The sequence below is a fragment of the Spiroplasma endosymbiont of Danaus chrysippus genome (assembly GCF_902809815.1).
Taxonomy (GTDB): Bacteria; Bacillota_I; Bacilli_A; order Mycoplasmatales; family VBWQ01; genus Spiroplasma_E.
In genome coordinates, this window is the sequence record NZ_CADDIL010000005.1 from 1 (window position 1) to 15608 (window position 15608).

General features: G+C 25.9%; 14 protein-coding genes and 3 pseudogenes. 10 read left to right on the forward strand and 7 right to left on the reverse strand.

Annotated elements, in window-relative coordinates; genetic code table 4:
• Positions 1 to 140 precede the first annotated feature (140 nt).
• Both SPIRDC1_RS06570 and SPIRDC1_RS06575 read right to left on the reverse strand, forming a co-directional pair.
• The gene (locus SPIRDC1_RS06570) at positions 141 to 1379 is read right to left on the reverse strand and encodes an IS256 family transposase (RefSeq protein WP_174481100.1); all 1239 of its coding nucleotides are present in this window, start codon (positions 1377 to 1379) and stop codon (positions 141 to 143) included.
• A gap of 505 nt (positions 1380 to 1884) precedes the next feature.
• Positions 1885 to 2058, reverse strand: a pseudogene (locus SPIRDC1_RS06575) (IS256 family transposase); the annotation flags it as partial.
• Positions 2059 to 2177: 119 nt separating this feature from the next.
• On the opposite strand from SPIRDC1_RS06575, the gene SPIRDC1_RS06580 reads away from it, so the two are divergent.
• Positions 2178 to 2390, forward strand: coding sequence for a hypothetical protein (locus tag SPIRDC1_RS06580; RefSeq protein ID WP_174481102.1), 213 nt, complete (start codon positions 2178 to 2180; stop codon positions 2388 to 2390).
• Between the two features lie 14 nt (positions 2391 to 2404).
• On the opposite strand, the gene typA is transcribed toward SPIRDC1_RS06580, so the two are convergent.
• Both typA and SPIRDC1_RS06590 read right to left on the reverse strand, forming a co-directional pair.
• A complete protein-coding gene (typA, locus tag SPIRDC1_RS06585) occupies positions 2405 to 4249 on the reverse strand; it encodes a translational GTPase TypA (RefSeq protein ID WP_174481103.1) in 1845 nt (614 codons plus the stop codon).
• A 118-nt stretch (positions 4250 to 4367) separates the two neighbouring features.
• Positions 4368 to 5132, reverse strand: coding sequence for a hypothetical protein (locus SPIRDC1_RS06590; RefSeq protein WP_174481104.1), 765 nt, complete (start codon positions 5130 to 5132; stop codon positions 4368 to 4370).
• 306 nt (positions 5133 to 5438) lie between these two features.
• On the opposite strand from SPIRDC1_RS06590, the gene SPIRDC1_RS06595 reads away from it, so the two are divergent.
• Positions 5439 to 6101, forward strand: coding sequence for an FMN-dependent NADH-azoreductase (locus SPIRDC1_RS06595; RefSeq protein ID WP_174481105.1), 663 nt, complete (start codon positions 5439 to 5441; stop codon positions 6099 to 6101).
• A 659-nt stretch (positions 6102 to 6760) separates the two neighbouring features.
• Here the strand turns inward: SPIRDC1_RS06595 and SPIRDC1_RS06600 are convergent.
• Complete coding sequence (locus tag SPIRDC1_RS06600) at positions 6761 to 8026, reverse strand: rod shape-determining protein (RefSeq protein WP_174481106.1); 1266 nt, start codon at positions 8024 to 8026, stop codon at positions 6761 to 6763.
• A 279-nt stretch (positions 8027 to 8305) separates the two neighbouring features.
• Here SPIRDC1_RS06600 and SPIRDC1_RS06605 point away from each other — a divergent pair, with 279 nt between their 5' ends.
• The 7 genes and pseudogenes from SPIRDC1_RS06605 to SPIRDC1_RS06635 form a co-directional block, all read left to right on the forward strand.
• A complete protein-coding gene (locus tag SPIRDC1_RS06605) occupies positions 8306 to 9076 on the forward strand; it encodes a fructose PTS transporter subunit IIA (protein ID WP_174481107.1) in 771 nt (256 codons plus the stop codon).
• Positions 9048 to 9755: a hypothetical protein gene (locus SPIRDC1_RS06610; RefSeq protein ID WP_174481108.1), complete on the forward strand. Its 708-nt coding sequence runs from the start codon at positions 9048 to 9050 to the stop codon at positions 9753 to 9755. The genes SPIRDC1_RS06605 and SPIRDC1_RS06610 overlap by 29 nt, the downstream gene beginning before the upstream one ends.
• Positions 9748 to 10086, forward strand: a complete 339-nt coding sequence (locus tag SPIRDC1_RS06615; RefSeq protein ID WP_174481109.1) for a hypothetical protein — start codon at positions 9748 to 9750, stop codon at positions 10084 to 10086. The genes SPIRDC1_RS06610 and SPIRDC1_RS06615 overlap by 8 nt, the downstream gene beginning before the upstream one ends.
• A 152-nt stretch (positions 10087 to 10238) precedes the next feature.
• Positions 10239 to 10703, forward strand: a complete 465-nt coding sequence (locus SPIRDC1_RS06620; protein WP_174481110.1) for a hypothetical protein — start codon at positions 10239 to 10241, stop codon at positions 10701 to 10703.
• Between the two features lie 47 nt (positions 10704 to 10750).
• The gene (locus tag SPIRDC1_RS06625) at positions 10751 to 11008 is read left to right on the forward strand and encodes a hypothetical protein (RefSeq protein WP_174481111.1); all 258 of its coding nucleotides are present in this window, start codon (positions 10751 to 10753) and stop codon (positions 11006 to 11008) included.
• 58 nt (positions 11009 to 11066) lie between these two features.
• Entirely contained in the window at positions 11067 to 11345 is a 279-nt protein-coding gene (locus tag SPIRDC1_RS06630; protein ID WP_174481112.1) for a hypothetical protein, read from the forward strand.
• Between the two features lie 253 nt (positions 11346 to 11598).
• A pseudogene (locus tag SPIRDC1_RS06635) lies at positions 11599 to 12072 on the forward strand (transposase); the annotation flags it as partial.
• A 41-nt stretch (positions 12073 to 12113) separates the two neighbouring features.
• On the opposite strand, the gene SPIRDC1_RS06640 reads toward SPIRDC1_RS06635, so the two are convergent.
• Both SPIRDC1_RS06640 and SPIRDC1_RS06645 read right to left on the reverse strand, forming a co-directional pair.
• Positions 12114 to 13352 (reverse strand): IS256 family transposase, encoded by a 1239-nt coding sequence (locus SPIRDC1_RS06640; protein ID WP_174479940.1) that lies wholly within the window; start codon positions 13350 to 13352, stop codon positions 12114 to 12116.
• A gap of 58 nt (positions 13353 to 13410) precedes the next feature.
• A complete protein-coding gene (locus SPIRDC1_RS06645) occupies positions 13411 to 14652 on the reverse strand; it encodes an IS256 family transposase (RefSeq protein ID WP_174481114.1) in 1242 nt (413 codons plus the stop codon).
• Positions 14653 to 14743: 91 nt separating this feature from the next.
• On the opposite strand from SPIRDC1_RS06645, the pseudogene SPIRDC1_RS06650 reads away from it, so the two are divergent.
• Positions 14744 to 15553: pseudogene (locus SPIRDC1_RS06650) on the forward strand (IS256 family transposase); the annotation flags it as partial.
• Positions 15554 to 15608 lie beyond the last annotated feature (55 nt).

Genomic DNA, 15608 nt, shown 5'->3' on the forward strand with positions numbered 1-15608 from the left:
GTAAACCAATATATTATGTTTTATAATTACGAAAGAATACATTCTAAATTTCTAAAACCACCAATTTCACAAATAAAAATTTAAAACTGTCTATCCAAAAGTGGTCCAGTATTTAGGGCTAACCACCGTTTTACAAAGTACTAGTTCAGATTAATTCTGTCTCCAAATTTTATCATAAAATGAGCAATTGCTGTATTTCAATTTTGAATAGGCAATGTTCATTTTTTTGTGATATTTTCAATTGCTAAGTAAAAAATTTTAAAAACTGCCATATCATTAGGAAAAACTTTTTTATTTCTAATAACTTTTCGTAATTGGCTATTAACAGATTCAATAGCATTTGTAGTATAAATTACCCTTTTAATTTCTGCTGGATAACTAATAAAAACCATTAAATTTTCTCAATTTTTATATCAAGATTTAGCAATTTGTGGATATTGTTTATTTCATTTACTTTCAAATGATTCTAAAGCTTGCATTGCTTGTTCTTCACTACATGCTGTATAAATTGGCTTTAAATCGATAACTAGAGACTTTCGATGTTTGTATGAAACATATTTTAAGCTATTTCTAATTTGATGAACTATGCATAATTGATGTTCAGTTTTAGGATAAACTGATTGTATTGCCTCTGACATGCCTGTTAAATTATCACTACAAGCAATAAGAATATCATTTAAGCCTCGATTTTTCATTTCTGTAAAATTATTTAATCAGAATTTAGCACCTTCATTTTCACTAATTCATAAACCTAAAACATCTTTTTTACCTTCTAAATCAACTCCTAAAGCTATATAAACTGATTTGTTAATAATACGTTTATCCTGACGTACTTTAACTACGATACAATCAAAATAAATGATTGGATAAACACTATCTAATGGACGATTTTGCCATGCTTTGACATCATCAATGACATCATCAGTAATTTGACTAATTACGCTTTCGCTAATATCTGCGCCATGATATAACTCTTGCAACTGCATTCTAATATCTGATAAAGTCATACCTTTTGCATATAGTGAAAGAACTTGTTGATCAAAACCATCAAATCTTCTCTGTCTTTTTGTGATTATTACTGGTTCAAAATTACTATTACGATCTCTTGGTACATCAATTTCAATTTTACCTTGTTGAGTTATTAATTTTTTTGATGTTGTACCATTACGAACATTGTCATTATTACTGCGTTGATTTCTTTCGTGTCCTAAATAATTTTGCATCTCAGAATTCAACATTTTTTCTACCAATCGTTTAGTTAATTCTTTATATAAGCCTCCCTCTTTAAAAACTGTTGTTAAATCCTCAGTATTTTCTAATAATAAATCTACTGCTTTTGATATTGGATCATTGTTATTAAGATTATCTTTTTTAGCCATCTGTAACTCACTCTTTCTAGATATATAAATTATATTTACTNTAATTATTGATTTTTATTCAAATAATATTGTAAGCTATAATACATGTTCAAACAAATCCTATCAAGATTTAATCCTTCCTGCACTTGAAAAAATAAATCAACAATTCTCTTGAAACCAAGTAAAAAACGTTATTTTACACTCAGATAACGCCAACGAATTTTATTGTCAAGACATCACAAATTGAGCTGCTGATAAGCAAATAATTTTAAGCAAAAAACAACCTTATGATATTGGTGGCAATGTAATATCTGAAAACTGATTTTCTCATTTATCTCAAGAATGACTACCTAAAGGTTCAAATCAATATTTTTCTCTCAATGAAGCTATAAATGATGTAAACCAATATATTATGTTTTATAATTACGAAAGAATACATTTTAAATTTCTAAAACCACCAATTTCACAAATAAAAATTTAAAACTGTCTATCCAAAAGTGGTCCAGTATTTAGGGCTAACCACCTGTCCTAAATAATTTTGCATCTCAGAATTCAACATTTTTTCTACCAATCGTTTAGTTAATTCTTTATATAAGCCTCCCTCTTTAAAAACTGTTGTTAAATCCTCAGTATTTTCTAATAATAAATCTACTGCTTTTGATATTGGATCATTGTTATTAAGATTATCTTTTTTAGCCATCTGTAACTCACTCTTTCTAGATATATAAATTATATTTACTAGAATTAATTAAACATAGTTATTTTTGTAAGTCACACAGATTACTAAACATTCCCAAAAAAGACGCAGAAAAAAATATATTGAAAAGAAAAAAAAATAAAGAACTTATTGATAAGCAAATTCAATTAATGATTAATGAAGTTAATAACTTTGCTAATTATGAAACAATACAGATAGAAGATATATTGCAAGAAAATCAAAAAATTCTGTCTTTAAATGATATTATTGATATTGAATCAGAATATTGAGTATATACAGTTAACTGTGTAAATTATAATCCTTTTAATCTTTAAAAAAATCGTAAGTATTACTTACGATTTCTATTTTGTTTACGTTCATTTTCAGTCAAGAATTTTTTACGCATACGAATATTTTGTGGTGTTACTTCAACTAATTCATCACTAGCAATAAATTCTAAAGATTCTTCTAAACTAAAAATAGTTGGTGGTGTTAATCTAACAGCTTCATCATTACCTGAACTTCTAGTATTTGTTAATTGTTTTGCTTTGCAAGGATTAACATCTAAATCTTTATCACGATTACTTAAACCAATAATCATTCCTTCATACACTTTAGTTTGTGGTTTAACAAATAAAGTACCACGTTCTTCTAAAGAATTTAAAGCATAAGGTAATGTTGTCCCTGTAATCATACTTACTAGAACGCCATTTCTATTATTATTAATTTCGCCTTTTAATGGTTCATATGTAAGGAAACTACGAACCATAACACCAGTTCCGCGAGTAATATTAACGTATTGACGACCAAATCCAATTAATCCTCTTGTTGGAATATGAAAAATAATTTTATCACGAACATTATCAGAATCCATATTAGTCATAATACCTTTTCTTAGATTTAAATTATTAATAACAGTACTACTATATTCAGTAGAATGATTTAAAATAATTTCTTCGACTGGTTCAGTGGTGTGTCCTTTTTCATCTTTTTTAAATACTACTTCCGGTTTAGAAATACCTAATTCAAAGCCTTCGCGACGCATATTTTCAATTAAAACAGATAAATGTAATTCACCACGACCAAAAACTTTAAAACCATCAGCATTACTTCCAGATAATTGTTCTATTTTTAAACCAACATTAGTTTCTAATTCTCTTGTTAAACGTTCTTTAATTTTATTACTAGTTACTAGTTTACCTTCAGTTCCAGAAAATGGTGAATTATTAACAAGGAAATTCATTGACATTGTTGGAGCCTGTATTGTAATTGGTTCCATTGGCACAACATTATCTTTATCACAAATAGTATTACCAATTGTTATATTTTCAATACCCGCTATGCAAACAATATCACCAGCAACAGCGTTTTTAACAGCTACTCGTTTTAATCCTTGATAAACAAATAAATATTTTACTTTAGCTTTTCTTTTTAAATCATAATCATCAACAACAATTATTTCTTGTCCTTCAGAAATAGTACCTTGAAATAATCTACCAATTCCAATTCTGCCAATAAAACTATCATAATCTAATGAACTAATTTGCATTTGTAAAGGCTCATTATATTTTACTAATTTAGAAATTTTAGCATGTTTAATAATTGTTTCAAATAATGGTTCTAAATTTTCACTTGGTTGATTCAATTCATATTGGGCAATACCTTGTTTAGTAATTCCATAAAGTGTTGGAAAGTCTAACTGTTCATCATTAGCATTTAATTCCATAAAAAGTTCTAATACTTCATCTTTTACTTCTTCAATTCTTTGGTCCTTTTTATCAATTTTGTTAATCATTAAAATTGGATTTAAGTTATGTTCTAGTGCTTTTTGCAATACAAAACGAGTTTGTGGCATTGGTCCTTCAACACTATCAACTAGTAAAATAACACAGTCTACTGTTTTCATAATTCTTTCAACTTCAGAGGAAAAGTCAGCATGACCAGGTGTATCAATAATATTAATTTTTGTATTACCATGCATGATTGAACAATTTTTAGAATAAATAGTAATTCCTCGTTGACGTTCTTGATCATTACTATCCATTATTTGTTCAACAATAACTTGGTTTTGATGAAAAATATTTGATTGCTTTAATAAAGCATCAACTAATGTTGACTTTCCAACATCGACGTGTGCTATCACTGCAATATTAATAATTTTTTGTTCAGCAGAAACTTTTTCTTGTTCAGACATTTTTCATTCTCCGTTATTCTTAAATTTTGACATTATATAAATTATACGCAATATTTTTAAATTTAGTAAACTAATTAAAAAAATAATTTATTTAAAATTATTTTTTGACATATAGTAGTTATCTAAATCTTATGATTTGTGATTTTTTTTCATTATTATTTAAAAAATTATTTTGTTGTATTTGTTCGGTTAATAAATATGTTTGTATATCATTAAAATTATTTGTATATATAAAACTGCTACTAGGTTTTGATATTTTTATTTCGATAAATAAACTATGTTTAGTGTGTGTTTCTAATGTATTAGTATAATGTTTTTTATTAATTAAAGATGTGTTAATTTTTGTTGTTAATTCTCATATTTGATTTTTATTTGGTAATGATAAATCTAATGGTTCTTGTTGTAGTCTTTGTTTTTTACTTGATAGTGATAAATCTAATGGTTTTTCATTTTTTAATTGTTCTGAAAATTGATGAGATATTGTAAATAAATATTGTAATTCTTCATCTGTTATGTTTTCTTGATTTATTAATTCACCTACAAATAAATTTAATTCACTTAATATTTCAAATAATTGTTGAGGTTCTTTTTTATATTTATCAATAAAAAAACTAAATTTTTTTATTTGTGCTAAATATTTGTTTAAAATCTTATTTAATTTCTTTTTTATCTTTTTGTTTTTATTAAATTTTCTCTGAATTTTATTTCTGTATTTTCTATTATTTTCTAATTCTAAAAAATATTTTTGTTGTTTATATAAGTCATTATTGATACTTGCAATTGCATTAGTTATTTCAGAAATTTTAAATTTGTAATTAATTAAAGTACTAATTTTTAAATTTCTATTCATCAATTCAAGTAATTTTTGTCTTCTTTCATTCATATTTTTGCCTCTTTCTATATTTTTGATAGTCTAATCTCAAATTTCTTAATAATTATAATTTGTGTACAAATACTAAATTTCTATAATAACTACTTATATCTATTTAATTTAAAATTTTTCTATAAACTTTTTTAAAAGTTTTACACACTTTAATGATAACACTTTATAGAAATTGATAAAATTATAATAAATATTTCATTTTTTTTATAAAACTATATTTTTATTTATTATTTTTTAAAAAATAATAAATAAAAACTGATAAAATCAAATTACAAAGTTATTTTAGATATTTCGGAGGCAAAAATAATGGCAAATAAAATATTAGTAATTCGTTCTTCTATGATTAAAAAAGAACTATCTTATTCTGAAAGTTTAGTATCTCGTTTTGTTAAATATTATCGTGAATTTCATCCAGAAGATTCAATAATTGAATTAGATTTAAATCAAATACCAATGGCAAGTATTACTATTACGCAAAAAAACTTTACTTCATATTTTAATGAAAAAGATTCTCATTATTATATTAATCAACTAAAAAATGTTAATAAAGTTATATATACAACACCAATGACAAATTTTAATGTTACTAGCATGACAAAAAATTATTTAGATCACATCTTAGTTGCTGGTAAAACTTTTGATTATAAATATACCAAACAAGGTGAAGCTAGAGGATTATTGCCACATTTAAAAGTTCAAATTTTGGCGACACAAGGAGCACCATATGGCTGATATTTATGAGGTAATCATGCAACTTATTTAAAAGGGACATGAGAATTTGTAGGTGCTAAAGTAGTAGAACCAATTCTTATTTGTGGTACTAAGGTTCAAGAACTTCATCAAAATGATGCTAATTTACTTATTGGTTCTAAAATATTAGCAAAAGGTGGAGGTTTGCCAGCATTAGGGCCAGAAAAAACGATCGATAAATTTGAACAGTATATTAAAGAAGCAGCAAAAAAGTTTTAACTTTAAAAATATATTTTGTGAATTTGTCTTCAAAAAGTAGTAAAGTAAAATTGACTTCTTGAATAAAGTCAAAATAAAATAGAAGGATGGAAAAATGAAAAAAATATTGACAGCATTAAGTGTTTTAACATTTGCATCAACTATAGGAAGTTTAACTGTAACTGTTTTAAACACAAGTTCACAAAAAAAATGATGTTTTAAATAATAAAACTCAACAAGACACTATTTACATTGATGAAAATGGCAAAAAAGTAATAACTAATAAGCATAATCTATCAGATATAAAAACTACCAAAATTACTCAAATTGGATTTTATAAAAATGATGAGGGAGAAATTCAAGTTGTTAATATGCCAAGAACAATTAAAGAAGTTCCAAAACAATTACCACCATAAATAACTTCTTTGAGTTATATGTTTAATAATGCTTCATCATTCAACCAAAATATATCAAGTTGAGATACTTCACGTGTAACAAATATGAACAATATGTTTAGTAATGCATGAGTATTTAATCAAGATTTATCAAAGTGAAATGTATCAAATGTTATGAAATACGAAAGTTTTTCTTTTGATTCAGGACTTCATAACTCAAAAAAATTACCAAAGTTTAAAAAAATTTTTAATAATTTAAATTAATTTAAGATTTTTATAGTTTTTTTATCCTAAATCTTCGTCCTTTATTAGAATTTCACGATTAGGATTTTGTTCAATTATTAATTGTTTGTAAATTGTATCACGATATTTTACACAACCATCAATAACATTATCTAAAGGATTTAGAGCAGTCCGCACTTCAAAAAGATCTCCTTCATATTTTTGACGCATTGGTTTTGTACCTTTTTCAGTTTTAACTTCAATATAATATTCTTTAGCTAATTCTTCTTGAATAAATTTATCAACTTTTTTAATATAAGCTCCACCACCACAAATTGTGATTCCCTTACCTTTTTTCTTTAAATCACTAATACTTCCAGCAGCCTTGTCACCAGCAGTTCTTAGTACTCTACGAATGGCCGGAATAATATGTTCTTTGAATTGAGCTTGCATAACATTTTCACGAATTTCTTCTGGTGTAATTTCAATAGTTTTAGAAATTGACATTGTTTCTCCTGGTTGAGAATTTAATCTAGGTAATGAAAAACCCGAAATTGTGTATGGTTTTTCATCTTGATATTTCATAAGTGAGCCAATATTTTTAATAACATCTTCAGCTTCTTTTATTCCAACTTTTAAGACATGTTTTTTTATAATATATTCTTGAACTTTTTGTATTAAATAGTCACCAGCACAATGTGTTGTATATGAATATAATATTGAATTATTACTAATAATAGCAGCATCAGTACTGCCACCACCAATATCAATGCACATAATTGCACTTCCAAAAATATCTTGCCCTGAACCTAAGGCTGCCATTTTTACTTCTTCTTGTACAAATCCACGGAGTGCTCCTAAACGATATACAATATTTTCTAAAGCTTCTTTTTGTACTGAATTAATTTCACTTGGTGTTGCCATCAACACAATCAAATTACGATTTTTATCTAATTTTTCATGTTTTTTTATAGAATTGTTATTAATTTCTTTTAAATTTTTAATTTCAAGTCTGAAATCTTGAAAAATTTTAGTAAGAATACGTTGTAAAGCATCTGGATCAGCAATATTACCATCACGAACTGGACGTTTAATAATAACGTTTTCATTTGTTTTGTCAGTTAAAGCCTTAGCCTCTTCACCGTAAAGAATTCTATTTTTTTCATAGTCTTCAGCTAAATAGGTTGGAGCATCATATCTAAGACCTATATTAATATGTCTAGCTTTAAAGTTTTCTGTTCCGATATCTAAAGCTAATCATTGATAATCAGTTATTGATTTAAGTTTGTTATTTTTCTGATTTAAATTTTCTTTTCTTGTTTTAAACATTTCTCTAATTTTCCCTTTCTTTAAATAATTAAATTTTATCTAAATTAATTTTACATTATTTTATAAATAAGTTATTTATATTAATTTATAAGGAAATATGGGATTAATGTTGATAATTTTTATTTATTATATTTTGTTTAAAAAACAGCAAAAACTTTGAAGTATGTAATATATCTAATTTTATAAATATTAAATTTAATTGAATAAATAGTTAAAAATATATTTTAATTATCTGAAAAAATCTCTGGTTTTTATTAAAAAAAGGAGATAAAATAATCATTGGAAAGGAAAGTAAAATTGAAAATAACTAATGATTTATTAAACAAATCACATATTATTTTTGAATCTAATACTAAAAATCAAATAGAAGCACTAACTAAAATTATTGATTTAGCATTTTCATTAGGTTATATTACTAATCGTGATGAATTACTAAAAGCATTTCTTGCTCACGAGCAAGAATCATCAACAGGTTTTGAAGGTGGAATTGCAATTCCACACGCTAGAATTAAATCAATTAAAAAACCTGCAATTCTAATATTATGTAATAATAATGGTGTTGACTGAAAAGCAATAGATGGACAATTAACAACTTTTATTATTGCTTTAATAATTCCTGAAACACAAGCAGAAAATTTACATTTAGATATTTTAAGTACACTTGCAATTAAACTTGTAAATGAAGATTTTCGTAAAAAATTAAAAAATGCAAAAAATTCACAAGAAATAATATCGCTTATTAATGATGAAACAGTTAAAAATAGTACTAAAAAAGAAATAAAAACAATGAAAAATAAGGGAACAAAAAAAATTATTAGAGTTTCTTCTTGTACAACTGGAGTAGTTCATACTTACATGTGTAAAGAATTATTAGAAACCGCAGGAAAAGAACTAGGCTATCAAGTACATATTGAATGTCAAGGTCAAAAAAGACCAGAATATGTACTAACAGAACAAAAAATTAAAGAAGCGGATGTCGTTATTTTAGCAACAGATGTTGCAATTGACTTAGAACGTTTTATTGGTAAAAAAACATGAAAAATTAGATAAAAATCGTAATTTGATTGTGTTGATGGCAACACCAAGTGAAATTAATTCAGTACAAAAAGAAGCTTTAGAAAATATTGTATATCGTTTAGGAGCAATGGTTGGATTTGATATGGGTGGTCCAATTAATAAAACAGCTGTTCTTGTTGCAACATCATTAATGGTACAAGATGGTAGTCGATTAATGGGACCAGTAGCAGCAGCGATTCCGATTGCACCATTGGGTTGTGCATTAACATCAACAGTATTTAGTCGTAAATTATTTACAAAACAAGAACAATCATTAGGGTGAAATGCCTGATTATTAGGGTTTATGGGAATTTCTGAATCTGCTATTCCATTTGCAGTAAGAGATACATGAAGAACAATAGTTGCTAATGTTATTGGTAGTGCTGTTGCGGGTGCTTTAGCATTTGGTTTTGGTGTACTTGGTCATGTTGGGGCTTGAGGTTCTTTTATTATTGCTTTATTTGGTGGTGTTACTAATATTGATGGTAGTTATATTGGTATTTTATGATATGCAGTAGCTATTATTATTGGTACGGTAGTACAATCTATTATTTATACTTCACTTTTATTGCAAAATCAAGGATTATATAGATCTTCAATTTTAATGTTATTAAATAAAATTGGAATTAAAACTAAAAATAAAAAAAAGAAAATAATATTAATATATGAATAATAAAAAAAATTGATGATTTGAAAATCAATATAGTCGAAGTACAATAACTATTGATGATAAAAAAATAACTATTTATCATAAAGGATTAACAACTTTTAGTTTAAAAAAACAAACTAAAAATATTATTATGATTAATAATATTAATTATTTAGTTCTTAAAAAACCAACTTTTTGACAGTGTGGGTACCTTTATTTTGTTTTAAAAAATGAAAATGAAAAAACTAATAATCAAGAAATTTTATTATCTAATTTATGTATAGCCTTCAAACGAAAAAATGAATTTAAAGAAGCAGAAGAAATTAAGCGTATTACTGATAATTTAATTATTTAAACCAAAAAAGAATTTTAATTGACATATTAAAAAAAAATAAATTATAATTTAATAGATGTCCATAGATGTATAGATGTCCAATCCTAATATAGAAATTTTTCTGTATTAGGATTTTTATTAAATTAAAATATTTGAAAGGAAGATTAAAAGATATGCCTAAAAATATACAAAATATACAAATGACAGAAAAAGAATATAAAAATTTTAAAAATTATAAAAAACAAAAAGCAATTCAAGAAGAAATGATATTAAAAACAAAAAGTACAGCAAAAAAAGCGGGGAAAATTGCTATTAATCATGCGCCAACAATAGGTGGTACGTTGGGGTTTTTAGCGGGTGGATTTGGTGCAGGACTTACTGATAATAATCATAATACTATTTTTGATATACCTTTTGCAATTTCTTCAGGTGTTGGTGGAGCAATAATTGGATCTGTTGTAAAACAAAATTACAAAGCTAATATTGCTGAAAAAAAAGCAAAACGACAAGAAAAATTACAATACATGCTATTAGAAAATATAAATAATTCATCAGATTCAGAATCCGAAGAAGAATCAGAACAAGAATTTGAACAAAACAAAGAAAATAGTTTGTATACTAATTTTGAAAAAAAATAACATTAAAAGAAGAAGCAATAAAAAAGAGAGAACTTTTATTACAAAACATGAAATTAGATGCAAAATTTCAAAAGCAAGAACAACAATTAAAAGAATTGAGTATTCAAAATAATTCAGTTGATGATATTCTTCCAAAAGAATTAGCAAACACATTATCTACTGTTCCTATGACTTTTGCTAATTTAAATAATGGTAATCCTATTTCTCAAGATGTAATAAATGCTGCTAATTTAATGTCTATAAGTCCATCTTCAAAACCTGTTGCTGATAAACAAGAAAACCAAAAACCTCTTATTTCTATGTAATATTATACATTAATGAAACAAATAATAAAATCAGATATAGTTTAAAGGAGGATTACTTATGCATTTTGATCCTATCGAAGACTTGTTTAATGATTTAGGTTCACAGTTTCAGTATTTTGGAAATGATACTGAAACTTTATTTAATAATTTTGGTGATAATATAAGTTCAGAATTTGAAGTATTTACAAAAGATTTAAATACTAATTTTCAATCTTTTAGCAATGATGCAAGTAATGTCTTTAATGATCTAGGTAAGGAGTTTCAATCTCTGGGTAATGAAATTACTGAAGGTTTTCAAATTGTTAGTAATGATGTAGAATTTTTTTTAATGATCTAGGTAAGGAGTTTCAATGTCTGGTATTTAATTAATTAAATTAAGTAACACAATTCAATTAAATTAAGTAACACTACTGTATTTAATTAATTAAGTAACACAATTCAATTAAGTAACACAATTCACCGCCATAAAACACAACAGCAATTTTAAAGAAGTAAGGGAATGTTTAGTAATCTGTGTGACTTACAAAAATAACTATGTTTAATTAATTCTAGTAAATATAATTTATATATCTAGAAAGAGTGAGTTACAGATGGCTAAAAAAGATAATCTTAATAACAATGATCGAATATCAAAAGCAGTAGATTTATTATTAGAAAATACTGAAGATTTAACAACAGTTTTTAAAGAGGGAGGCTTATATAAAGAATTAACTAAACGATTGTTAGAAAAAATGTTGAATTCTGAGATGCAAAATTATTTAGGACACGAAAGAAATCAACGCAGTAATAATGACAATGTTCGTAATGGTACAACATCAAAAAAATTAATAACTCAACAAGGTAAAATTGAAATTGATGTACCAAGAGATCGCAATAGTAATTTTGAACCAGTAATAATCACAAAAAGACAGAGAAGATTTGATGGTTTTGATCAACAAGTTCTTTCACTATATGCAAAAGGTATGACTTTATCAGATATTAGAATGCAGTTGCAAGAGTTATATCATGGCGCAGATATTAGCGAAAGCGTAATTAGTCAAATTACTGATGATGTCATTGATGATGAGGCTTTTTAGTAATCTGTGTTTCTTTGTTTTACAAAGTACTAGTTCAGATTAATTCTGTCTTCAAATTTTATCATAAAATGAGCAATTGCTGTATTTCAATTTTGAATAGGCAATGTTCATTTTTTTGTGATATTTTCAATTGCTAAGTAAAAAATTTTAAAAACTGCCATATCATTAGGAAAAACTTTTTTATTTCTAATAACTTTTCGTAATTGGCTATTAACAGATTCAATAGCATTTGTAGTATAAATTACCCTTTTAATTTCTGCTGGATAACTAATAAAAACCATTAAATTTTCTCAATTTTTATATCAAGATTTAGCAATTTGTGGATATTGTTTATTTCATTTACTTTCAAATGATTCTAAAGCTTGCATTGCTTGTTCTTCACTACATGCTGTATAAATTGGCTTTAAATCGATAACTAGAGACTTTCGATGTTTGTATGAAACATATTTTAAGCTATTTCTAATTTGATGAACTATGCATAATTGATGTTCAGTTTTAGGATAAACTGATTGTATTGCCTCTGACATGCCTGTTAAATTATCACTACAAGCAATAAGAATATCATTTAAGCCTCGATTTTTCATTTCTGTAAAATTATTTAATCAGAATTTAGCACCTTCATTTTCACTAATTCATAAACCTAAAACATCTTTTTTACCTTCTAAATCAACTCCTAAAGCTATATAAACTGATTTGTTAATAATACGTTTATCCTGACGTACTTTAACTACGATACAATCAAAATAAATGATTGGATAAACACTATCTAATGGACGATTTTGCCATGCTTTGACATCATCAATGACATCATCAGTAATTTGACTAATTACGCTTTCGCTAATATCTGCGCCATCATATAACTCTTGCAACTGCATTCTAATATCTGATAAAGTCATACCTTTTGCATATAGTGAAAGAACTTGTTGATCAAAACCATCAAATCTTCTCTGTCTTTTTGTGATTATTACTGGTTCAAAATTACTATTGCGATCTCTTGGTACATCAATTTCAATTTTACCTTGTTGAGTTATTAATTTTTTTGATGTTGTACCATTACGAACATTGTCATTATTACTGCGTTGATTTCTTTCGTGTCCTAAATAATTTTGCATCTCAGAATTCAACATTTTTTCTACCAATCGTTTAGTTAATTCTTTATATAAGCCTCCCTCTTTAAAAACTGTTGTTAAATCCTCAGTATTTTCTAATAATAAATCTACTGCTTTTGATATTGGATCATTGTTATTAAGATTATCTTTTTTAGCCATCTGTAACTCACTCTTTCTAGATATATAAATTATATTTACTAGAATTAATTAAACATAGTTATTTTTGTAAGTCACACAGATTACTAAACATTCCCATAAAATGAGCAATTGCTGTATTTCAATTTTGAATAGGCAATGTTCATTTTTTTGTGATATTTTCAATTGCTAAGTAAAAAATTTTAAAAACTGCCATATCATTAGGAAAAACTTTTTTATTTCTAATAACTTTTCGTAATTGGCTATTAACAGATTCAATAGCATTTGTAGTATAAATTACCCTTTTAATTTCTGCTGGATAACTAATAAAAACCATTAAATTTTCTCAATTTTTATATCAAGATTTAGCAATTTGTGGATATTGTTTATTTCATTTACTTTCAAATGATTCTAAAGCTTGCATTGCTTGTTCTTCACTACATGCTGTATAAATTGGCTTTAAATCGATAACTAGAGACTTTCGATGTTTGTATGAAACATATTTTAAGCTATTTCTAATTTGATGAACTATGCATAATTGATGTTCAGTTTTAGGATAAACTGATTGTATTGCCTCTGACATGCCTGTTAAATTATCACTACAAGCAATAAGAATATCATTTAAGCCTCGATTTTTCATTTCTGTAAAATTATTTAATCAGAATTTAGCACCTTCATTTTCACTAATTCATAAACCTAAAACATCTTTTTTACCTTCTAAATCAACTCCTAAAGCTATATAAACTGATTTGTTAATAATACGTTTATCCTGACGTACTTTAACTACGATACAATCAAAATAAATGATTGGATAAACACTATCTAATGGACGATTTTGCCATGCTTTGACATCATCAATGACATCATCAGTAATTTGACTAATTACGCTTTCGCTAATATCTGCGCCATCATATAACTCTTGCAACTGCATTCTAATATCTGATAAAGTCATACCTTTTGCATATAGTGAAAGAACTTGTTGATCAAAACCATCAAATCTTCTCTGTCTTTTTGTGATTATTACTGGTTCAAAATTACTATTACGATCTCTTGGTACATCAATTTCAATTTTACCTTGTTGAGTTATTAATTTTTTTGATGTTGTACCATTACGAACATTGTCATTATTACTGCGTTGATTTCTTTCGTGTCCTAAATAATTTTGCATCTCAGAATTCAACATTTTTTCTACCAATCGTTTAGTTAATTCTTTATATAAGCCTCCCTCTTTAAAAACTGTTGTTAAATCCTCAGTATTTTCTAATAATAAATCTACTGCTTTTGATATTGGATCATTGTTATTAAGATTATCTTTTTTAGCCATCTGTAACTCACTCTTTCTAGATATATAAATTATATTTACTAGAATTAATTAAACATAGTTATTTTTGTAAGTCACACAGATTACTAAACATTCCCAAAATGTAATTAGTCAAATTACTGATGATGTCATTGATGATGTCAAAGCATGGCAAAATCGTCCATTAGATAGTGTTTATCCAATCATTTATTTTGATTGTATCGTAGTTAAAGTACGTCAGGATAAACGTATTATTAACAAATCAGTTTATATAGCTTTAGGAGTTGATTTAGAAGGTAAAAAAGATGTTTTAGGTTTATGAATTAGTGAAAATGAAGGTGCTAAATTCTGATTAAATAATTTTACAGAAATGAAAAATCGAGGCTTAAATGATATTCTTATTGCTTGTAGTGATAATTTAACAGGCATGTCAGAGGCAATACAATCAGTTTATCCTAAAACTGAACATCAATTATGCATAGTTCATCAAATTAGAAATAGCTTAAAATATGTTTCATACAAACATCGAAAGTCTCTAGTTATCGATTTAAAGCCAATTTATACAGCATGTAGTGAAGAACAAGCAATGCAAGCTTTAGAATCATTTGAAAGTAAATGAAATAAACAATATCCACAAATTGCTAAATCTTGATATAAAAATTGAGAAAATTTAATGGTTTTTATTAGTTATCCAGCAGAAATTAAAAGGGTAATTTATACTACAAATGCTATTGAATCTGTTAATAGCCAATTACGAAAAGTTATTAGAAATAAAAAAGTTTTTCCTAATGATATGGCAGTTTTTAAAATTTTTTACTTAGCAATTGAAAATATCACAAAAAAATGAACATTGCCTATTCAAAATTGAAATACAGCAATTGCTCATTTTATGATAAAATTTGGAGACAGAATTAATCTGAACTAGTACTTTGTAAAACAAAGAAACACAGATTACTAAAAAGCCTCTATTTATCATGTAA